This is a genomic window from Mesorhizobium sp. M7A.F.Ca.CA.001.04.2.1 (assembly GCF_003998485.1).
Classification (GTDB): domain Bacteria; phylum Pseudomonadota; class Alphaproteobacteria; order Rhizobiales; family Rhizobiaceae; genus Mesorhizobium; species Mesorhizobium ciceri.
Window position 1 is genome coordinate 1 of the sequence record NZ_RZQT01000102.1, and the last position, 21125, is coordinate 21125.

Annotated in this window: 22 protein-coding genes; 8 read left to right on the top strand and 14 right to left on the bottom strand. The window is 63.8% G+C overall.

The features are described from left to right. The 3 genes from EN955_RS25405 to EN955_RS25415 all read left to right on the top strand — a co-directional run. Positions 1-610, top strand: a 610-nt coding sequence (locus EN955_RS25405) for an HAD-IA family hydrolase (protein WP_127223474.1), incomplete at its 5' end; no start/stop codon positions are given. Further along, the gene (locus EN955_RS25410) at positions 607-2193 is read left to right on the top strand and encodes an FGGY-family carbohydrate kinase (protein WP_024502047.1); all 1587 of its coding nucleotides are present in this window, start codon (positions 607-609) and stop codon (positions 2191-2193) included. The genes EN955_RS25405 and EN955_RS25410, both read left to right, overlap by 4 nt. A 167-nt stretch (positions 2194-2360) precedes the next feature. Next, on the top strand, positions 2361-3764 hold the full coding sequence (locus EN955_RS25415) for an MATE family efflux transporter (protein ID WP_024502048.1): 1404 nt from the start codon (positions 2361-2363) through the stop codon (positions 3762-3764). A 100-nt stretch (positions 3765-3864) separates the two neighbouring features. Here EN955_RS25415 and EN955_RS25420 read toward each other — a convergent pair whose 3' ends face one another. The 10 genes from EN955_RS25420 to EN955_RS25465 form a co-directional block, all read right to left on the bottom strand. After that, positions 3865-4446 carry a cupin domain-containing protein gene (locus tag EN955_RS25420; RefSeq protein ID WP_013528422.1) on the bottom strand — a complete coding sequence of 194 codons (582 nt, stop codon included), beginning with the start codon at positions 4444-4446 and terminating at the stop codon, positions 3865-3867. A 1-nt stretch (position 4447) separates the two neighbouring features. After that, positions 4448-5704: a cysteine desulfurase-like protein gene (locus EN955_RS25425; protein WP_013528423.1), complete on the bottom strand. Its 1257-nt coding sequence runs from the start codon at positions 5702-5704 to the stop codon at positions 4448-4450. Between the two features lie 70 nt (positions 5705-5774). Further along, complete coding sequence (locus EN955_RS25430; RefSeq protein ID WP_024502049.1) at positions 5775-6533, bottom strand: cyclase family protein; 759 nt, start codon at positions 6531-6533, stop codon at positions 5775-5777. 2 nt (positions 6534-6535) lie between these two features. Continuing rightward, on the bottom strand, positions 6536-7714 hold the full coding sequence (locus EN955_RS25435; protein ID WP_024502050.1) for an ABC transporter substrate-binding protein: 1179 nt from the start codon (positions 7712-7714) through the stop codon (positions 6536-6538). Beyond that, positions 7711-8760 (bottom strand): branched-chain amino acid ABC transporter permease, encoded by a 1050-nt coding sequence (locus tag EN955_RS25440; RefSeq protein WP_024502051.1) that lies wholly within the window; start codon positions 8758-8760, stop codon positions 7711-7713. Before EN955_RS25440 ends, EN955_RS25435 begins: the two co-directional genes overlap by 4 nt. Further along, positions 8757-9659 carry a branched-chain amino acid ABC transporter permease gene (locus EN955_RS25445; RefSeq protein ID WP_024502052.1) on the bottom strand — a complete coding sequence of 301 codons (903 nt, stop codon included), beginning with the start codon at positions 9657-9659 and terminating at the stop codon, positions 8757-8759. Before EN955_RS25445 ends, EN955_RS25440 begins: the two co-directional genes overlap by 4 nt. Beyond that, on the bottom strand, positions 9656-10387 hold the full coding sequence (locus EN955_RS25450) for an ABC transporter ATP-binding protein (RefSeq protein ID WP_013528428.1): 732 nt from the start codon (positions 10385-10387) through the stop codon (positions 9656-9658). Before EN955_RS25450 ends, EN955_RS25445 begins: the two co-directional genes overlap by 4 nt. After that, the gene (locus EN955_RS25455) at positions 10374-11153 is read right to left on the bottom strand and encodes an ABC transporter ATP-binding protein (protein WP_024502054.1); all 780 of its coding nucleotides are present in this window, start codon (positions 11151-11153) and stop codon (positions 10374-10376) included. Before EN955_RS25455 ends, EN955_RS25450 begins: the two co-directional genes overlap by 14 nt. 286 nt (positions 11154-11439) lie before the next feature. Next, complete coding sequence (locus tag EN955_RS25460; protein WP_013528430.1) at positions 11440-11898, bottom strand: nuclear transport factor 2 family protein; 459 nt, start codon at positions 11896-11898, stop codon at positions 11440-11442. Between the two features lie 86 nt (positions 11899-11984). After that, complete coding sequence (locus EN955_RS25465; protein WP_013528431.1) at positions 11985-12344, bottom strand: hypothetical protein; 360 nt, start codon at positions 12342-12344, stop codon at positions 11985-11987. Positions 12345-12424: 80 nt separating this feature from the next. Here EN955_RS25465 and EN955_RS25470 point away from each other — a divergent pair, with 80 nt between their 5' ends. The 3 genes from EN955_RS25470 to EN955_RS25480 all read left to right on the top strand — a co-directional run bounded on the left by EN955_RS25470 (position 12425) and on the right by EN955_RS25480 (position 15220). Beyond that, entirely contained in the window at positions 12425-13003 is a 579-nt protein-coding gene (locus EN955_RS25470; protein ID WP_013528432.1) for a TetR/AcrR family transcriptional regulator, read from the top strand. A 41-nt stretch (positions 13004-13044) separates the two neighbouring features. Continuing rightward, positions 13045-14310, top strand: a complete 1266-nt coding sequence (fabF, locus tag EN955_RS25475; RefSeq protein ID WP_024502055.1) for a beta-ketoacyl-ACP synthase II — start codon at positions 13045-13047, stop codon at positions 14308-14310. Between the two features lie 94 nt (positions 14311-14404). Continuing rightward, the gene (locus tag EN955_RS25480; RefSeq protein WP_013528434.1) at positions 14405-15220 is read left to right on the top strand and encodes an oxidoreductase; all 816 of its coding nucleotides are present in this window, start codon (positions 14405-14407) and stop codon (positions 15218-15220) included. Between the two features lie 22 nt (positions 15221-15242). Here EN955_RS25480 and EN955_RS25485 read toward each other — a convergent pair whose 3' ends face one another. The 4 genes from EN955_RS25485 to speB form a co-directional block, all read right to left on the bottom strand. Beyond that, positions 15243-15890, bottom strand: coding sequence for an amino acid ABC transporter permease (locus EN955_RS25485; protein WP_024502056.1), 648 nt, complete (start codon positions 15888-15890; stop codon positions 15243-15245). Continuing rightward, the gene (locus EN955_RS25490; protein ID WP_024502057.1) at positions 15887-16543 is read right to left on the bottom strand and encodes an amino acid ABC transporter permease; all 657 of its coding nucleotides are present in this window, start codon (positions 16541-16543) and stop codon (positions 15887-15889) included. The genes EN955_RS25485 and EN955_RS25490 overlap by 4 nt, the downstream gene beginning before the upstream one ends. A 6-nt stretch (positions 16544-16549) precedes the next feature. Beyond that, positions 16550-17356 (bottom strand): transporter substrate-binding domain-containing protein, encoded by an 807-nt coding sequence (locus EN955_RS25495; RefSeq protein WP_013528437.1) that lies wholly within the window; start codon positions 17354-17356, stop codon positions 16550-16552. 82 nt (positions 17357-17438) lie between these two features. Next, positions 17439-18500, bottom strand: a complete 1062-nt coding sequence (gene speB / locus EN955_RS25500; protein WP_024502058.1) for an agmatinase — start codon at positions 18498-18500, stop codon at positions 17439-17441. A 206-nt stretch (positions 18501-18706) separates the two neighbouring features. On the opposite strand from speB, the gene gcvA reads away from it, so the two are divergent. Both gcvA and pncB read left to right on the top strand, forming a co-directional pair. Further along, on the top strand, positions 18707-19681 hold the full coding sequence (gcvA, locus tag EN955_RS25505) for a transcriptional regulator GcvA (protein ID WP_024502059.1): 975 nt from the start codon (positions 18707-18709) through the stop codon (positions 19679-19681). Positions 19682-19817: 136 nt separating this feature from the next. Next, positions 19818-21122 carry a nicotinate phosphoribosyltransferase gene (gene pncB, locus EN955_RS25510; RefSeq protein ID WP_013528440.1) on the top strand — a complete coding sequence of 435 codons (1305 nt, stop codon included), beginning with the start codon at positions 19818-19820 and terminating at the stop codon, positions 21120-21122. The last annotated feature ends 3 nt before the right edge of the window (positions 21123-21125 follow it).

Here is a 21125-nt window from a genome sequence, read left to right on the forward strand (position 1 = left end):
GCTCGGCATGGTCAGGCTTGCCGGCGGCAGCGTCAGTGAGGATGCCGCCTACGAGCATTTCCTCGGCAAGAGCATGAAAAGCGTGCGCGAGATCCTCGGCCGCGACTTCGGGCTCGATATCACCGACCTGCACCTGACCGAGATGCGCGTCGAATTGATGCGCAAATTCCGCGAGGAGCTGAAGCCGATCGCCGGTGTCAAGAAGATGCTGCCGAAGCTTGGGCTGCCGTTCTGTGTCGCGTCCTCGGGCACGCTCGACCGCATCCGCTACGCGCTCGACGTCACCGGATTGCTTGGGCTGATGGAACCGCACCTGTTCAGTGCCACCATGGTGGCCAAGGGAAAGCCCGCGCCGGACCTGTTCCTGCATGCCGCCGCCAGCATGCGGGCCCATCCACGCAAATGCCTCGTCATCGAGGACAGCCCGGCCGGCATCATTGCCGCGCGGGCGGCGGGGATGCGCGTGTTTGCCTTCACCGGCGGCTCGCATGCCGGCAACCCGACCTTGAAAGCGCGGCTTGCGTCGAGTGAACCGGACTTTATATTCGCTGACATGCTGCAATTGCCCGATCTGATTGCAGGCCTGGGAGCGAGAGACAGAGCATCTTGACGAAACAGTTCGTTTGCGCGGTCGATGTCGGCACCGGGAGCGCTCGCGCGGGCATTCTCGACACCAACGGCACCTTGTTCGGCCGCGCCGAGCGGCCGATCGCCATGAACCAGCCGAAGCCCGATCACGCCGAACATGATTCGCGCGATATCTGGTCGGCCGTCTGCGCCGCCGTGTGCGCTGCCCGCGAAAAGGCCGGCATAGCTGCCGAGGAGGTCGTCGGCATCTCCTTCGATGCCACCTGTTCGCTGGTGGTGCGTGACCGGCAAGGCGGCCAGCTCAGCGTCTCGACCACGGGCGACAAGCGCTGGGACACCATCGTCTGGCTCGACCACCGCGCCATCGCGGAGGCCGACGAATGCACGGCAAGCGGCCATGCCGTGCTGAATTACGTCGGTGGCGTCATGTCGCCGGAAATGGCGACACCGAAGCTGATGTGGCTGAAGCGCAATTTGCCGGAGACCTGGAATGAAGCCGGCTATTTATTCGATCTCACCGATTTCCTGACCTGGCAAGCGACAGGTTCGCTGGCCCGCTCGCAATGCACGCTGACCGCCAAATGGACCTATCTGGCGCATGAAGAGGCCGGCTGGCGGCGCGACTTCTTTGCGCTCGTCGGCCTCGGCGATCTTTTCGAGCACGGCAATTTGCCGGAAAAGGCCAGCCCGGTCGGCGCTTATATTGGCCAACTGACCGCCCAGGCAGCGGCCGAGCTTGGGCTGAGCGAGAAATGCCGGGTCGGCGCCGGCGTCATCGATGCCTATGCCGGTGCGCTTGGCGTGCTCGGCGGCTTTGCCGGCGACCAACAGGACATCGGCCGGCATTTGGCGCTGATCGCCGGCACGTCGAGCTGCGTCATGGCGATGTCACCGGATCCGCAGCCCTTCGCCGGCGTCTGGGGTCCCTATTACGGCGCGGCGCTGCCCAGGCTGTGGCTGTCGGAAGGCGGCCAGTCGGCGACCGGCGCCCTGCTCGACCACATCATCCGCTGGCACGGCGCCGGCGGCGAGCCGGATGCCGCCATGCATGCGAAGATCGCCAGGCGTGTCGCCGAGCTGCGCGCCACCGAGGGCGACAACCTTGCCGCGCGGCTGCATGTGCTGCCCGATTTTCATGGTAACCGCTCACCGCTCGCCGATCCGCATGCCGTCGGCGTCGTCAGCGGACTGACGCTGGACTCCTCCTTCGACAGCCTGTGCAAGCTCTACTGGCGCACCGCCGTCGGCATCGCGCTCGGCGTGCGCCACGTGCTGGAGGCGCTGAACGAGAACGGCTATCTGATCGATACGCTGCATGTCACCGGCGGCCACACCAAGAACCCGCTGTTGATGGAGCTCTATGCCGACGCCACCGGCTGCACGGTGATCGAGCCGCTGGCCGACGAGGCGGTGCTGCTCGGCACCGGCATGATCGCCGCCACCGCGGCCGGGCTGTTTCCCGACCTCAACGCGGCCTGTCTTGCCATGCAGCAAGGCGGCAGGAAGCGCGCGTCGAACCCGAAATCATCAGGGCGTTTCGACCGCGACTACAAGGTTTTCCTCGAGATGCACCGCCAGCGGCGGATGCTGGACGCGATCCGCTAGAGCATCGGGGCCGGTCCCTGGCTCAATCCGTTCCCGTCCCTCCTCTCTTGCCTTCATGTCGCGTTTCGTCCAGAAGCTGACGCAAACGCCGCGAAACCGAAGGTTTTGCCGTTTGACATGCGGCTTCCGGCTCTGGCCGACGCGCCGTAGCTGGAAAGAGCGGAACAATGTCTGCGATCGAAGCCGGCGCTCGCGCGCCGGAAAATCTTTGGCGTCAGGAAATCAGGGCGACGCTGGCGCTCGCCTGGCCGATGGTGCTGACCAATCTCGGCCAGACCGCGATGACGGCCACCGACGTCATGATGATGGGCCGGCTGGGGCCGGATACGCTGGCCAGCGGCGCGCTTGGCGCCAACCTCTATTTCATGCCGCTGATCTTCGGCCTCGGCCTGATGCTGGCGACATCGCCGATGATCGCCACCGAGCTTGGCCGCCGCCGCTATTCGGTGCGCGACCTGCGCCGCACCGTGCGCCAGGGCCTGTGGCTGGCGATCCTGATCTCGATCCCGATCTGGCTCGTGCTTTGGCACGGCGAAGGCATTCTGCTGGCCATGGGCCAGGAACCGGCACTGGCGCATCAGGCCGGCATCTATCTGCGCTGGCTCGAATGGGCGGTGCTGCCCTTCTACTTCTATATCGTGCTGCGCTCGTTTATCTCGGCGCTGGAGCGGCCGGGCTGGGCGCTGGTCATCGTCTTTGTTGCCGTCGCCTGCAATGCCTTCTTCAACTGGGTGTTCATGTTCGGCAATCTCGGCGTGCCGTCGATGGGCATTGCCGGGTCGGGCCTTGCCACCTCGCTGTCCTCAACGCTGATGTTCATCGGCCTGGCTGCCGTGGTGATGCTGGAGAAGAAGTTCCGCCGTTATCGTCTGTTCGGACGGTTCTGGCGATCGGACTGGCCACGCTTCAAGGGCCTGTTGCGGCTCGGCCTGCCGATTGCCGGCATTCTCGCCTTCGAGGTGACTATCTTCAATGCGGCCGCCCTGCTGATGGGCCTGATCGACGCGGATTCGCTGGCCGCGCACGCGATCGCCATCCAGATCGCCTCGATCTCCTTCATGGTGCCGCTTGGCCTCAACCAGGCGGTGACGGTGCGCGTCGGCCTTGCGCATGGCGCCGGCAATCCGCAAGGCGTGTCGCGCGCCGGCTGGACCGCCTTCGTCATCGGCGTTTCCTTCATGGCGCTGATGGGGCTGGTGATGATCCTGTGGCCGCATCCGCTGATCAGCGCCTTCATCGATCTGAGCAATCCGGCCAATGCCAGGGTGATCGAACTTGCCGTGTCGTTCCTGGTCTTCGCGGCGCTGTTCCAGGTCTTCGACGGCGCTCAGGCGGTGGCCGCCGGCATGCTGCGCGGCCTGCACGACACAAAGGTGCCGATGATCTATGCCGCGATCGGCTATTGGGGCGTCGGCCTGCCGCTTGGGGTGCTGCTCGCCTTCCATTTCGGCCTGCATGGCATCGGCATCTGGATCGGCCTGTCGACGGGGCTGGCCGTGGTGGCCGCGCTGCTGCTGGCGCGCTGGCTGCGGCGCGACCGACTGGCCCCGCCGCTCGCGTTCGGGCATTGAAACAGGACGGTTGGGCTCGGCGGCTGTTGTCCTGTGGACGTTGGCTCATTGAACGACGTCTTCAGAACTCCCTCGAAATCCGGCGCCGCGCTGGAGGCGGTCAGAATGTCGGCGGCGTGTTGACCCAGAGGATGCGGACCGTGGTCGAACCGATATTGCGGTAGCCGTGGCCGAGTTCGGAGTTGAAATAGAACGCGTCGCCTGCCTCGAGCGCCACCACGTTCGCCTCGACCAGCAATTCGACGGAACCTTCGAGCACGTAGCCGAACTCTTGTCCCTTGTGGCTGATCAACTCGGGGCTGCCGCCGCCGGCCTCGATCACATGAACGTTGATCTGCAGCAGATATTCCGGACCGGACGGCACCAATTGCTCGAGCACGACATGGTTGCCCGAACGCCGATGTCCCGTCTCCATGTGCGGACGCTCGTTTTGCCGCAAAACGAACACTTCCGAGGCATTGTGCTGCAGCGTGCCGAACATCGCGTTCATGTTGATGCCCAGTGCCTGCACCAGCCGGTGCAGAGCCGCCATGGACGGCGTAGCGCGGTCGTTTTCGATCTTCGAGAGATAACCCTCTGTCAGCCCGATGCGGGCGCCGAGCTCTTCCAGGCTGAGGCCAAGCACCTGTCTGGCATGGCGAAGCTTGACGCCGATCCTCGGGGTTCCGTTTCTGTCGCGCATGTCAGGTCCGCGTCTTCATCCAGTCCGCCAGCTTCGCCAGCAGGAAATCGACTTCCGCCTCGGTGTTGTAATGAGCCAGCCCGATGCGGACGACACCGTTGCGGTCCGCAAGCCCCAGCCGCTTGATTGGCTCCAAACCGTAATTGTGACCGTGCCAGAGATAGATGCCTTCCTCTGCCATCGCCTTGGCGATGTCCGCGGGATCGGTTCCGTCAACGGTGATCGACACGGTAGGCACACGGCGCGCCAGCGCCGCCACATCGGATATGCCCTGGATCAAGACGCCATCAATTCTGGACAATCCGGCAATCAGCCGTGCTGTCAGGACACGCTCATAACGGTCGGCGACTTCAATGCCGGCGACGATGCGCTCCCGCCGCGTCGCCTGCGGGTGGACGTTGCCGAAGGACTGTCCGAGCCAGGCATAGTGCTCGACGGCGCCAAGCACCCCGGCAAGCGCCTCGCGGCTTGTCGTTCCCGTCTCGAATTTTCCAGGTGGCGTATTGGAAGCCGCGCGCACCTTATAGGCGGTCAGCGCCTGCAGCAGATCGAAACGGCCCCACAACACCCCGTGATGCGGTCCAAAAAATTTGTAGGCCGAGCAAACCAGGAAATCACAGCCGATCTCCTGGACGTCGATCACCCCATGCGGCGCGAACTGCACCGCGTCGATATAGCTCAGCGCCCCGATCGCGCGGGCGCGCTGCGCGATCCGCTTCACGTCGTTGATCGTGCCGGTAACGTTGCTGGCATAGCCGACGGCGACCAGCTTGACGTCCTCGTCGATAGTCGCCTCCAGCGTCGACAGGTCGAGTTCGAACGTTTTTGGATCGAGGTCGATCCAGCGTACTTCAAGCCCCCGATCCTCCGCCAGCATCAGCCAGGGTGCGACGTTGGCGTCATGATCCATGCGCGTCAACACGATGGCGTCGCCGGCGTTCAGATCGCGGCCGATGGCGCGCGAGACGGCGAAAGTCAGAGTTGTCATGTTCTGGCCGAACACCACCTCACGCCGGTCGGCGGCATTGAAGAAATCGGCCATCGCCTGATGCGCGTCGTCGACCATCGCCTGGGCCGCGAGTGAGGTTTCGAAATAGCCACCAAGATTGGCGTTGGTTTCGATCATGGCACGCGTCATACGCTCGATCGAACGGCTCGCCATCTGGGTTCCCGCGGGATTGTCGAAGAAAATCCGCTTCTTCGGCTCGGCACCTCTCGCCATCGCCGGAAAAGCATCGCGGACTGTATCGATATCCATGTCTGAATTCCGTATCTGATGATCGTTGTGCGGCGGCCCCTTGACCGCCGCCAGCAGCGGCTTCACGCGTTCAGCCGGCCGCTTCATGGATGGCGACAGCGCGAGCCGGGAAGCCAGATCCGGCCTTTGGCTTTGGCCAGCTTGCCATTATCAACGCGCCGGCTTCGGGCACCTTGTCGAGATTGGCCAAGAGCTCGATCTGCCAGCAGTCGCGCGACAGCACATAGTATTCCAGGCTTGCGTCACCTGCGGAAGTGGCACGGCCGGGATCAGTATCCATGCCCTCGTGCCCGATCGCAGCAACACCGCGGCGTTCCAAAAGTTCCTCCAGCACCGGCTTCGACCAACCCGGCGCATGCGAGATACCGTCGGCCGACTTGTTCCGAAACGCCACGGGGTCCGGCCAGCGCGGCCACCAGCCGGTGCGAAGTGCGACAAAACACTTTTCCGGGATACGGCCGTTCCGCGCCTCCCAGGCCGAAATGTCGTCGAGCGTCGGCGTCGCGTCGGGATCGGCGGCGACCCTGTCGCTGATGTCGAGGATGACCAGCAGCAGAAGCATCTCCGCCACCGGCAGTTGGTCGATCGAGCGGCCGCCGTCGATGAAGTGCACCGGCGGATCGACATGGGTGCCCCACTGTCCGACGAAGGCGTAGTGGTGGACCTGGAAGGCATCGCCCTTCGAAAAATCGAGCAACGCACTGCGCTCCTCGTCCGGGAAGGCCGGGAAATGCGGCTGACCCGGATGAAACGCATGCGTCAGGTCGGTGAAGGTCGCGGCGGAGAGCCGCGACCTGTAGATGTCCCAAAGGGAGCCCGGAGTGGACAAGATCACGGCTCCGCGACGAAGGTCGGTGCCGCTTCACTTGCCAGGACAAGCTTGCCGTCCTTGACACCAATGACCGAGACCGACTTGTCCGGCACCGAAATGCCCGGGCGGTAGGTGATCGTGCCGGTCACGCCGTCGAGCCCGGACGTAGCGGCCAGCGCGTCACGGATCTTGGCCGGATCCGGCGCACCGGCACGCTCGATCGCGTCGGCCATCAGCTTGACCGAGTCGTAGCCGAGCGCAGCGAACGCGTTCTCCGGGGCATTGCCGACCGACTTGGTGTAGGCGTCGATAAAGGCCTGCACCTTCGGGGTGGCGCCCTCACCGATATAGGCGTGGGTGGTGAAGTAGGTGTCCTTGGCCGCGTCGCCGCCGACCTGGATCAGCAAGGGCGTGTCGTAGCCGTCGCCGCCGACCACCGGCAGGTTGATGCCGGCCTGGCGCATCTGCTTCAAGATCAGGCCGATTTCCTCGGCATTCGACGAGGCATAGACGAAGTCTGGCTGCGGCGACAGCGCCTTCAGTTTGGCGATCTGCGCGGTAAAGGTCTTGTCGCCGATCTTGTAGGTGTCGCGCTCCAAAATCTTGCCCCCGCCATGCTCGTAGGCGGTGACGAAGTAGTCCGACAGCAGCGTTGTGTATTCAGTGCCGATGTCGGTCAGCAGGTAGGCGGTTTTGCCGTTCAGCTTGTTCAGCGCAAATTCCGCGCCAACCGCAGCCTGAACGTTGTCGCCGAAGGCGGCGAGGAAGATCTCGTTGCCGAGCTGGCTAGGCAATTTCGGCGAGGTCGCGCCTGGCGTTATGAACGGTATCTGCGCCGTCTGGACCTGCGGTCCGATGGCCAGCACCGAGTCGGAATCGGCGAAGCCGATGATGCCGACGACCTTGTCGCTGTCGATCAACTGGCTGGCGACGGTCGAGATCGTCGTCGAATCGCTCTTGGAGTCGTAGATCACCAGTTCTATCTGCTGGCCGAGCACGCCGCCGGCGGCGTTGATTTCGCTCGCTGCCAGCTTGGCGCCATTCAGCATCGGACCGTCGAGCGAGGCCTGGATGCCGGTCAGGTTTGCCGGATAGCCGATCTTGATGGTGTCGGCAGCAAGTGCCGTGCTGGCCGAGGCAAGCGCGAAGAATGCGCCAAGTCCCAGGCCGATGGTACCGCGTCGAGTGAGTTTGATCATCGTTTTCGTTCCTCTGTCTGGTTCACCGTTGCCGATCTTTGGGTTGATCCGAACGTAAGTTCCCGGTCCCCCATGATCCCCTTCGGCCGGAAGATCATGACTAGAATGAAGATGAAGCCGAGCACGATCTGGCTGGCGCCAAACAGGGCCGGCACCGCGAAATCGCCGATCGTGAAGCCGCGTTCGACCGAGCGCAGGACCTCCGACAACAGCGAAACGCAGATGACGCCGACCACCGCGCCGGTCAGGGAGCCCATGCCGCCCAGCACCAGCATTGTGATCAGACTCATCGTCAGCGCGAAGTAGAAGGTGTTCGGCGAAAACGAGCCGAGATAATGCGCATAGAGCGACCCGCCGACGCCCGAGAAGAACGCGCCGATGACGAAGGCGATCAGTCTGGTCCGCAACACGCCGATTCCGACAGCGCTGGCCGCGATTGTGTCGTCGCGCACCGCCTTCATGGCGCGCCCGAAAGGCGAATAAACCAGGCGCGCCAGAACGAACACCGTGATGGCGAGCCAACCCATCACCCAGGGCAACGTCGTCTCCAGCGGCACGCCGGTAAACGTGCGGGCGCCTCGGGTGAAATCCGACGCATTGATCAGCACCACGTTGACGATAATCAAGAATCCCATCGTCGCCACCGAAACGAAATAGCCCGACAGGCGCATCAAGGGATAACCGACGACCACCGCAAGCAGTGCCGTCAGAACGCCTGCCACCAGCGTCGCCGGCAGGAAGGGGAGGCTGAAAGCATGCAGAAACCCCGGCAGATGCGGCAGCAATGCCATCTTCTGCTGCACCGGGATCGACAGGATTCCCGAAATATACGCGCCGGCGCCGATGAAGCCGACATGGCCGAGCGAAAACACGCCCGTAAAACCGTTGCTCAGCGACAGCGCCAGCACCAGGATTGCATTCAGCGCGATCAGCAGGATAATCCGGACGAAATAGTCGCTCAGCACGTGCGGCGCACCGAATGCGACAGCTGCCCCCGCCACCAGGGCGACGAGGACGAGGAGTGTGATCCGCGCTTCCCGGCTCACAGCTTTATCTCCCGGTTTGGCTGGAGCAGCCCGCCCGGGCGCACCAAGAGAAAGGCGATCAGCACGGCGAAGACGATTGCGTCGCGATAAGACGAGACGCTGCTCGGCAGGAATGCGACGATGAATATCTCCAGCGCGCCCAATATGTAGCCGCCGACCAGGGCGCCCGCGATCGACCCGAAGCCGCCGATGATTGCCGCCACGAAAGCCTTCAGGAGCGGCGTGAAGCCCATCTGCGGCTGCACCACGCCGGCCTGCGCCGCCCACAAAATGCCGGCGAGGCCGGCATAGGCGGATGCGACGATGAAGGCGACGATGATCAGCCGGTTGACGTTCAGACCGACAAGGTGTGCCGCCGACATGTCCTCGGCTGCGGCGCGCATGCCGAGCCCAGTCGTGGTGCGCGTGATAAACCAGCCGAGGAGCAGCAGCGACACGAAGGTCAGCGCGATGGTCAGGAGATTGATGCTGGTGAAGGTGATGGCGCCGTTCGACATTTCCCAGGAGGTGTTGAGAATATCGGGGAGTGGAAAATTGCGCGGCGAGGAGGTGAACACCAGGATGCCGACATTCTCGATGATGTAGGTGACGGCGAGGCTGGTCAGCAGTCGCGCAACGTCGGGCGCGTCGCGGATCGGGCGGTAGGCGATGCGTTCGATGAGGAAGCCGGCGGCGGCGGCCGCGGCGATGCCGCAGATCACGGCGACCGGGAACGGAACGCCGATGCCGACCAGCAAGGCAACCCCGAAAGCACCTACCATCATGACGTCGCCATGCGCGAAATTGGTCAGCTTGAGGACGCCGAAGACGATCGACAGGCCGACCGCCACCAGTGCGTAGAGGCTGCCGAGGCTCACCGCATTGACGATCTGCTGAAGGATATAGTCCAGCTGGGTCATGTTGCCGCCCCGAGATATGCCTGCGCCACGCGTTCGCTGTCGCGCAGTTCCGCGGACCGGCCAGACAGCGCCACCTGGCCCGTGCGCAGCACATAGGCGCGGTCGGCGAGGTCCAGCGCGAGCGTGATGTTCTGTTCCACCAGAAGCATCGTCATGCCCTGGCGCTTCAGTTCGGCAAGCGCGCTGAAGATGTGGCGCACCAGCAGCGGCGCAACGCCGAGCGAAGGCTCGTCGAGCAGCAGCAGGCGCGGCGCCGCCATCAGCGCGCGCGCCAAAGCAAGCTGCTGCTGTTCGCCGCCCGACAGCGTCCCGGCCAGCTGCTTCAGCCGCTGCTTGAGAATCGGGAACAGCATGAACATGCGCTCGCTGTCTCTGAGGATGGCATCCTTGTCGGTGCGGGTGCAGGCGCCGAGCCGCAGATTGTCAGCCACCGTCAGGCCGCCGAACAGGCGCCTGCCCTCCGGGCTCTGCGCGATGCCCAGACTTACGATGCGCGACGGAGCGACACCTCCAATCGGCTTGCCATCGAAGATGATCCTGCCGCCGCGCGGCCGCGACAGGCCGGAAATGGTGCGCAAGGTCGTGCTCTTGCCGGCGCCGTTGGCGCCCACCAACGCCACCACCTCGCCGGCATGGACGTCGAGCGAAATGCCCTTCAGCGCACGCACCGCGCCGAAATTGACCTCGAGGTTCTCGACACTGAGCAGAACGGGGCTAGGCGTGGCCAAGATACGCCTCCCGCACTTTCGGGTGTTCGCGTACCTGCTCCGGTGTTCCGACGCAGATCACCTCGCCAGTCGCCAGCACCTGGATGCGTTCGCACAGCGCCATGATCAGGTCCATGTCGTGCTCGACAACGACCACCGTTACGCCATAGCGGTCACGGATCGTCCGGATCAGCGCTGCCAACACCTTGGTCTCGTTGGAATCAAGACCGGCAGCGGGCTCATCGAGCAACAGCAGTTGCGGGCCGGTCGCCAACGCACGCGCAATCTCCAGCCGCCGCTGATCGCCGTAGGGAAGATCCGCGGCGACCCTGCCGGCCTGATCTGTCAGGCCCATGAGGTCGAGGAGTTCGTCGGCCTTCTGCCGGGTCGCGGCCACCCGCTCGCGATAACGCCGACCGCGCAGCACGGTATCGGCGGCGCCGACAGGATGGCGCAACTGCGCCGCCGTCAGCACGTTCTGCGCGACGCTGAGGCTGCCGAACAGGCGAGAGCCCTGGAAGGTGCGGGCGATGCCCATCGCGACGATCTGCGATGTGCGCAGGCCGACGATCGACCGGCCCTCCATCTCGATGCTACCGGAATTCGGCTGGGAGAAGCCGGTGATCAGGTTGAAAAGCGTGCTCTTGCCCGAGCCATTCGGCCCGATTACCCCAATGATTTCACGTTCGTGGAGCTCGATGGAATGATCACGCAGGGCAACTAGCCCTCGAAAGGCTTTTGTCAGCCCGACCGTCCTCAACAGCACTCGACTCGACTGTCTATCCACCCGCCGGTTTGCCCCTGTCCCTCGCCGCCCCGTTCGGCCCGGTCAAGCTTCAAATGGACAATTCGAACGGCAAGATGTCAAGTCCTATTCCCAAGAGGAAAGCTGTATGCCTGCCTCGGCTCGACCGTTGCCGCGACAGCACCGGCATCGATGCAGGGCCTGCAGTCCAGCGCGCCAGCGCTCGCTTCTCGAGCCTGCGCGCATAGTGCGTGGGCGCAAGGCACGAGACGAAGACGATCGGCGCCACCGGCCCGTAGACCTTGGGCGTCCTCGGACCGCGCTTGTGCTAGCTTGTTATCTGTTCGGCGACAGCTTCTTCGAGGCCGGCTGCGGCCTGGGCGGCGAGAGCGCGCGCCGCCGCCTGTGAATCGTAGAATTCCTCGAGCGCATGAACCCTGCCCCACCGCAGCGTGAACACGTGGAGACCACGGTTGACGTAGGACGTATCGCCATTGAGCAGGGTAGCGGTGCCATCCCACTGGGCAAACACGGTGGTATGCCAGGGCCAGCCCTTCACCCACACGTGGTTGACCGTGAGATGGAGAGTGGGCAGAACACGGCCGAGGCGCTCGAACCACCGGCGCAGGGCTTGCTTGTCGTGACGCTCGCCACCAAGCGCGTGTGCGCCACCAACCCGGTGATGGACATGCGGCGCGATGGCCTTCACCGCCGCATCCCAGCGATGGTTGTTGACGTCGTCGAAGCTCTGCCGGATCGATTTCTCGACAAAATAGCTGTAAAGCATGTGACCTCTCTCCAAACTTATCGGTGGCGCGCCGTTCCGACGCGAGACCCCGGCCAGCATCGCTCGGCCGCGGCCTGCGCGTCAGGTCAGGGCATTGTCGCGTCGGCTCGCAGGGATGTGTCCGTCTCGGTCGAGACCGTCACCTCCTCACCGGACCTTGAGAACGCGTAGAGCGAGCCCGGGTGGCCAGGTATGGAAAACGCCACGGAGTCACTGTTGGCGAGGCCCATGACAACCCGCAGCGGATCACCCCCGGCCTTCGGTGCGAAAGTGGCGGTGACCTCAAGCAGGTCGCCGCGCGGAACGTAGTAGGCCACCATGTCCAGGTGTCCCTGGTGCAGGCTACCGCCTTCGATCGGGCGCCCGATGGTGGCTTCCTCGGCAAGAGCCGGGGTTGCAAGAAACAGCGCCGCCAGCAGCGAGGCGCCCAAGGTTTTGCGGATCATCTCATTTGTCCTTTTTTAGATTGCGTTCACCCTCTATATAGGGTATAGATTACGAATGCAATCTAAAAAAGGAGATGACGATGCGTGTAAGTCGCACTCAGGCCGCGGAAAACCGTGAGACCGTGATCAATGTGGCAAGCCGGCTTTTTCGGGAGCGCGGGTTCGACGGCATCGGCCTCAAGGATCTGATGAAAGGGGCCGGGCTGACCCAGGGCGCCTTTTACAAGCAATTCGAGTCGAAGGACGATCTGGCGGCGCTGGCGTCCAGGCGGGCTATGGAAAGCGCCACCCACAAATGGTCGGCCGCGACCGCGGCAAATCCCGGGAACCCGCTCGACGGGGTGATCTCATTCTACCTCAGCATGGATCATCGCGGAGAAAAGATGGACGGCTGCCCGGTCGTTGCGCTCGGCTCGGATGCGGCCAGGCAAGGTGCCGAGGTGAAGGCATCATTCGAAGCCGGCATCAAGGCGTACCTCGGGATGCTCGGCGGTTGGGTTGGCGAGGGCGACAGCGAAAAGACCGGCAACAAGGCAATGGCCGTTCTCTCGACGATGGTCGGCGCGGTCGTGCTGTCGCGGGTCGTCAACGACCCCGACCTTGCGCAGGCTTTTCTGGATGCGGCGGCCGATCAGGTTCGCGAAGCAGTCGCTACTTGAACGGCGCGAGCAGCGCCAGCACAGCAAGGATAGGAGAGCAGATGGAACGGATTGTCGTCACGGGCATGGGTGCGGTCACGCCCCTTGCCGCCAATGTCGAAGCGTCCTGGTCACGCCTGCTTGCTGGCCGGTCTGGCGTTCGCAGGCTTCCTGACGATGTGGTGGGAGAGCTGCCGGCTAAGATTGGCGGCGTGGTTCCCTCCCTGGGCGAAGACCCCGAGGCTGGTTTCGATGCCGATGCCGTCCTGTCCGCGAAGGATCAGCGCAAGGTAGACCGGTTCATTCTCTTCGCGCTGGCGGCGGCGGAAGAGGCGCTTGCGCAGGCGCAATGGAAGCCTGCCTTGGAGACGGATCGCCTGCGCACGGCCACGATCATCGCTTCAGGTGTCGGCGGGTTCCCGGCCATCACCGAGGCGGTGCGCACGGTGGACCTGCGTGGCGCCCGCCGCCTGTCTCCCTTTACGGTGCCGTCCTTCCTGGTGAACCTCGCGGCGGGCCACATCTCGATCCGTCATGGCTTCAAAGGTCCACTCGGCGCACCGGTGACGGCGTGCGCGGCGGGCATCCAGGCGATCGGCGACGCCGCCCGCCTGATCCGCGCCAACGAAGCCGACATCGCCGTGTGCGGCGGAACGGAAGCGTGCATCAATACCGTCAGTCTCGGCGGTTTCGCCGCCGCTCGTTCTCTTTCAACCGGCTTCAATTGGGCGCCGGCCCAAGCCTCGCGCCCTTTCGACACATCGCGGGACGGCTTCGTCATGGGCGAAGGGGCCGGCGTGCTGGTCATCGAGGCGTTGAGCCACGCGTTGGCGCGCGGCGCAAAACCGATTGCTGAGCTCGTCGGCTACGGCACGACGGCGGATGCCCATCACGTCACCTCCGGGCCAGAGGACGGCGACGGCGCGCGCCGGGCCATGCAGATCGCGATTGCCCAGGCAGGGATTTCGCCACGCGACGTTCGTCATCTCAATGCGCATGCGACCTCCACGTCAGTCGGCGACCTGGGTGAGATCGAAGCGATCAAGAGCGTGTTCGGGCGCGATTTCGCGATAGCTGTCAGTGCCACGAAATCGGCGACCGGACACCTGCTCGGAGCGGCCGGCGGGCTTGGTGCGATCTTCGCAATCCTGGCGCTCAGGGATCAGGTCGCCCCGCCAACCCTCAACCTGGGCGAGGCCGATCCGGCCGGCGACGGAATCGACTTCGTCGCAAACGCACCCCGCCACATGGAGACGGAGTACGCGATCGCCAATGGCTTCGGCTTTGGCGGCGTGAATGCCAGCGCCCTGTTCAGACGCTGGAACTAGCGGTGGCCAGACGCAGTCATGACCGACGCCCTTTGCCCCGGCCTATCTCAATGGTTTTCCCAATCCGATCCAACGCAAAGAAGGATATGATTCCATGAACAAGACCAATCCCGGCGTCGCCCTTGTCACAGGGGCATCTTCCGGCATCGGGCGCGCTACCGCCGACGCCTTGCTCGGCGCTGGCTTTCGCGTCTTCGGAACCAGCCGTCGCACGGCCTCACAGCAATCCGCCGGCGTGACCATGCTGACCTGCGACGTGACCGACGACGCGTCCGTCGCGACAATGGTCGATGACGTTCTGGCCGCGGCCGGACGCATCGACGTGCTTGTCAACAATGCCGGCATGGGCCTGTTTGGCGGCGCGGAGGAGTCCTCGACCGCCCAGGCTAAAGCGCTGTTCGACGTGAACGTCTTCGGCGTCTTGCGCGTGACCAACGCGGTGCTGCCGGCAATGCGGCGCCAAGGGAAGGGCAGAATCGTAAATTTGAGCTCGGTACAGGGGTTCATCCCCGCTCCCTATTTCGCGCTTTACTCGTCGACCAAACACGCCATCGAAGGGTATTCCGAGTCGCTCGATCACGAATTGCGCCCCTTCGGCATTCGCGTTTCGCTGGTGGAGCCCGCCTATACCCGCACATCATTCGAGGACAATCTTGCCGCCCCCGACCGGTCGCTCGAAATCTACGACTCCGCGCGCGCCGGGATGACTATGTCAGTGCGGAAATCGATGGAAAAAGGCGATGCGCCCGAAGTGGTCGCCAAGACCATTTTGGCAGCAGCGACCGATCCCGCGCCGAAGAAACGCTATGCGGCGGGAAAAATGGCGCGCCAGGTCAGTTTCCTGCGCCGTTTCGTCCCCGCATCCGCATTCGACAAGAGCCTGCGCAAGCAGCTTGGGTTGCCGGTCTGAAATCGGGCGCTGCCTTGGCGCGTCAGCGAGCAGCCGCCTGTTTCTCGAGCCTGCGGGCGTATTGCGTCAGCGGAAAGCACATGACGAAGAAGATCAGCGCCACCAGCCCGTATACCTTGAACGGTTCGAAGGTCGCATTGTTGATGGCGTTGGAGGTCCGCACCAGCTCCTCGAAGCCGATGATCGAGGTGAGCGCCGTCGATTTGATCAGCTGCACCAGGAAGCCGACCGTGGGTGCGCGGGTGATCGAAAACGCCTGCGGCAGGATGATCAGCCTGAGTTCCTGCAGATAGTGCAGGCCGAGGCTGGCACCGGCGTCCCATTGGCCGAGGGGCAGCGCCGCGACGCCAGAGCGCCAGATTTCGGCGAGATAGGCGCTGGCGAAGAAGGTGAGGCCGAGCGCCGCCGCCGTCCAAGGCTCGATGCGCAGACCAAGCATCGGCAGGCCGAAGAACATCAGGAACAGCTGCATCAAGAGCGGCGTCCCCTGGAACAGGGCGATGTAGCCGGAGGCGACACGCCGGCTCCATTTGTTCTCAGCGATCCTGAAGAACAGCACGATCATGCCGACGATGCCGCCGCCGATAAAGGCGGCCAGCGATAGCAGCACCGTCCAGCGGGCGGCGAGCAGTAGGTTGCGCACGATGTCCCAGAAGGTGAACTCGATCATGACACACCGGCTCCGAGCGCGCGGCGCCCGCCTGACACCAGCAGCCGGCGCAAGGCCATCGACAGAGCGAGATAGACCAGCGTCACGACGAAATAGGTCTCGAAGGAGCGGAAGGTGCGTGCCTGCAGCATGTCGGCCTCGTAGGTCAGCTCACGCACGGCGATCTGCGACACGACGGCGGACTCCAGCATCATGATGACGATCTGGCTGGTGAGCGCGGGGTAGATGATCTTGAGCGCCTGCGGCAGCACGATCTTGACGAACACCTGGCGTGGCCGCAGCCCAAGGGCCAGCGCTGCTTCCGTCTGCCCGCCGGGCACGGCGTCAAGCCCGGCGCCGACGATCTCGATGGTGTAGGCCGCCATGTTGAGCGTCATCGCCAGCATCGCGGCCAGGAGCGGGTCGAGCCGGACGCCCAGGCTGGGCAGCCCGAAGAAGATGAAGAACAACTGCACCAGGAACGGCGTGTTGCGCATCACCTCGACATAGCAGGCGATTGCCCGCTTGAGCAGCACCGGGCCGTTTCGCCGCCCCGCGGCACCCAGGATGCTGAGCAGCGTTCCGGCCAGCGTGGTCACGGCGATCAGCAGGATCGTCGTGGCCGCGCCATGCGCGATGTCGCCCAGGGCACCCGGGAGCCAGCCAAAGGCCACGGAAACTCAATCCTTGAGATTGTCGGGATTGAGCGGCGTCTTCAGCCAGGCTTTCGAGCTTTCGTCCAGCTTGCCGTCGGCCAGCATCTTGGCGACCGCATCGTTGACGGCCTTCTTCAGGCCGTCTTCGTTCTTGTTGAGGCCGATATGCGAGGGCGAGGTCAGAAGCTGGAACTTCTGCTCCGGCTTCAGTGCGTCCTGCTTGGCCAGCACCTGCGCGCCGACATCGTTGCCGACGACCATCAGCTGCGTCTGGCCGGAGATGAAGGCCTGGATCACCGAATTGTAGTTGTCGAAGCGCTTGATGTCGGCCGATGCCGGTGCTGCCTCGGTGAGCGAGGTGTCTTCCAGCGTGCCGCGATTGACGGCGATCGACTTGTCGGCGAGGTCTTCCTTGCCTTTGACGGCAAGCGCTGCCGGACCGATCACGGCGATGTAGTAGGGCGCGTAGGCAGCGGCGAAGTCGATGACCTGCTCGCGTTCCTTCGAATAGCCGACGCTCATCAGCAGGTCGACGCGATGATCGTTCAGATACGGGATGCGGTTCTGGCCGGTGACGGCGATGGGATTGAGCTTCACCTTGAGCGTATCGGCGATGTATTGCGCGACATCCATGTCATAGCCCTTGAGGCTCATGTCGGCGCTGGCCGAGGAGAAGGGCGGAAAGTCGGCGAAGACGCCGACATTGATGGTGCCGGCCTTGGTGATGTCCGCCAGCGCATCGGCGCTAGCGGCCTGAACTGCGAGGCCGAAACCGGCCGTGCCGAGCATCAGCACGGCGGCGATGGAGGCAAATGTCTTACGGATTGTCATTGTCATTCCCCTGTCTGGAAGCTTTGTTTGTTCGGGTCGGCCGCCGGCTCCAGCGCGGCGGCTGCCTTTGCTTTTCTAGACGTCAGGCGCCCTTGCCTGTTATCGCCGGGCTGAACACCATCAGGCTCAGTATCTCGAACAGCACCTGTGCGGCGGCATGCGCGGTGTTGGTGGTGGCGTCATATTGCGGCGCCACCTCGACGACGTCGCCGCCGACGATGTTGAGACCTTTGAGGCCGCGCAAGAGTTCGAGCACTTCGCGCGTCGTCAGCCCGCCGACCTCCGGCGTGCCGGTGCCCGGCGCGAAGGCCGGATCGACGCTGTCGATGTCGAAGGAGACATAGGTCGGGCCGTCGCCGACGATCTTGCGCGCCTTCTCGATGATCGCCGGAATGCCGAGGCCGGTCACCTCCTCGGCATGCACCACGGTCATGCCGGACTCGTAGGTGAACTCCCACAGATATTCGGCCGAGCCGCGGATGCCGATCTGGATCGTGCGCGTCGGGTCGAGCACGCCGTCAAGCACAGCGTTGCGGAACGGGCCGCCATGGTGGAACTTGGTCATGTCGAACAGGCCACTGGTGTCGCAGTGGGCGTCGATATGGATCAACCCCACCGGGGCCTTCTTGCCGACGGCCTTCAGAATTGGATGGCTGATCGAATGGTCGCCGCCGATCGACAGCGGAATGACCCCGGCATCGACGATCTGGTTGGTGCGGCGCTCGATATCCTCATGGCTGGTCTCAAGCCGGTAGCGGCTGCGGAACGGCGTGTCACCAATGTCGGCGACCCTGAGCTCATGCGTCGGCGCGCATTCCAGCACGTGATTGTAGGGCCCGATGCGCTCGATGGCGCGCAACGCCCTTGGCCCGAAGCGCGAGCCTGGGCGGTTGGTGACGCCGAGATCCATCGGCACGCCGATCATCGCCACCTGCAAATCGCCGAAATCCGGATTGTCGGCCGATATTTCGCGGTAGGGCGCGGCGAGAAAGGTCGGGATGCCTGAATAGGGCGCCAGCCGCGTGCCGCTCTTGGAGAAGATCTTGTCGGCGACCTTGCGGAATTTCGGGTCGAACATCTCGCCGCCATGGCTTTCACCATATTTGCGACGCAACGCATCGAGCTTGCCGCGATCGTATCCCATGTCCGCTCCTCCTGGGCTGATGCAGTGCCGGCGCGGGTGACGCCTGCGAACCGACCGTCATCCGGCCGGGCCGCTGTCCCGCTGGCTGCCTGCAGATTTCATGTCTTGATGCTGTTCTAAACTCAAGTGTCTGGCAGTGGCATTGAAAAATCAATTGATATTGTTAGGGTGTTTTCTGTGAGAAAATCTCACAACAAAGTGGTACCATGACCAAGCGCCTGCCACCGCTCAATCCGCTGCGCGCCTTCGAGGCAACGGCTCGCCATGGTTCACTGACCAAGGCGGCGACTGAGCTGAACGTCACGCATGGCGCCGTCAGCCACCAGATCAAGGCGCTCGAGCAGTCGCTCGGTGTCAAGCTGTTCGAGCGGGTCGGCCAGCGGGTCAAGCTGACACCGCATGGCGCGGAGCTTCTGCCGGCGGTGTCGACCGCGTTCGACGGCATCGCCGCCGCCACCCAGCGCATGACAAGGCCGGCGAGCAGCGGCACACTTTCGGTCTCCTGCGTGCCGGCGCTACTGTTGCTGTGGATGACACCGCGGCTCGGCAGTTTCATGGCGCAATATCCCGACATAAGGCTGACGCTTATTCCGTCCAACGATCCCAAGGATTTGCGGGCGCCCAATATCGATGTCTGCGTGCATTATGGCGACGGCAGCTGGACCGATTGCTGGATGCGCAAATGGTCGGGCCTCGAACTGTTCCCCGTGGTCAGCCCGACCTTGATCAACAACCGGCCGATCCGCAGCGTCAGGGATCTCGCCGATCATGTCTTCCTGCATGGCGATGACGGCCGCGAGTGGCACACCTGGCTGGCTGCCGCCGATGCGCTGGACCTGGAGCGGGGCCGCCGCCATCACCTCGGCGATGCGCGTATGGCGACCGAGGCAGCGGTGCACGGCCATGGCGTGGCGCTGGGCGACTCGGTGACGGCAAGCGCGCTGCTGGCCAGGGGCATGCTGGTCGCGCCGTTCAGCCTGTCGGTGCCGGCGGTCGACGATTTTTATGTCGTCTGCCGCAACGAGATGCGGACGACGCCGATCGTGCAGGTGTTCGTCGACTGGCTGTTTGCCGAGAAAGCGGGGGACGATGGGCGCGCCGACGCCCCTGTGGCCGGCCGCATCGTCAGCCGCCGCAAGCGTCCGGCGCTCAGGGTGATGGGCGGCAAATCCGCAAGCTGATGCCGGGCTGCGCGCCGCCGCATGCAGGCAGCTCTTTTTGTCGGGCCAGCCTGAAAGCGGGCAGCGTTGCGGCCGATTCGATGCTATGAGGCCTGTCGCAATTGTGGATGGCAGGCAGCGAAGGCGGTGTTGAAACATGGCTAAGACCGATATTGCGCGGCGCGTCTACAACCACACCTGGAAGCTCGACCCGATCGTGCGCAGCTTGCTCGACACGGATTTCTACAAGCTTTTGATGCTGCAGATGATCTGGGGCATGTATCCCAAGGTCGACGCAACCTTCTCGCTGATCAACCGCACGACCTCGGTGCGCCTTGCCGACGAGATCGACGAGGGCGAATTGCGCGAACAACTCGACCATGCCCGCACCTTGCGCTTCTCCAAGAAGGAGATGATCTGGCTCGGCGGTAACAATTTCTACGGCCGCAAGCAGATCTTCGAACCGGAATTCCTCGCCTGGCTGGAAGGCTTCCGGCTGCCCGAATACGAGCTGTCGAAGTGCGACGGGCAGTATGAACTGACCTTCAGCGGGCCGTGGATGTACACCACGCTGTGGGAAATCCCGGCGCTCGCCATCATCAATGAACTCCGATCTCGCGCGGCGATGCGGGCGTTCGGGCCTTTCGCGCTCGACGTGCTCTATGCCCGCGCCAAATCCAAGATGTGGGCCAAGACCGAGCGGCTGAAGGCGCTGCCCGGCATCCGCATCTCGGATTTCGGCACGCGCCGGCGCCATTCCTTCCTATGGCAGCGCTGGTGTGTCGAAGCGTTGAAGGAAGGCATCGGCGAGGCGTTCACCGGCACCTCCAACGTGCTTCTGGCCATGGACAACGACCTCGAAGCGCTCGGCACCAACGCACATGAGCTGCCGATGGTGTTTGCCGCGCTTGCCGACTCGGAAAAAGAGCTGAGACAGTCGCCTTACAAGGTGCTGCAGGACTGGCAGCGCTACTATGGCGGCAATCTGCTGATCGTGCTGCCCGACGCCTTCGGCACAGCATCGTTCCTGCGCGATGCGCCGGACTGGGTGGCCGACTGGACGGGCTTTCGCCCCGACAGCGCGCCGCCGATCGAAGGCGGCGAAAAAATCCTGTCCTGGTGGCGCGACAAGGGCAAGGACCCCAAGCAGAAACTGCTGATCTTCTCCGACGGGCTCGAGGTCGAGACCATCGAGGAGACCTATCGCCACTTCAAGGGCAAGGTGCGCATGTCCTTCGGCTGGGGCACCAATCTGACCAATGATTTCGAAGGCTGCGCGCCGACGGAAACCAACAGCCTCGACGCCATATCGCTGGTTTGCAAGGTCACCGAGGCCAATGGCAGGCCAGCGGTCAAGCTGTCGGACAATCCGGCCAAGGCGACCGGCGATGTGAAAGAGATCGAGCGGTATCTCAGGATTTTTGGCGAGAAGGACCGCGTGGAGCAATTGGTCAAGGTGTGAGGG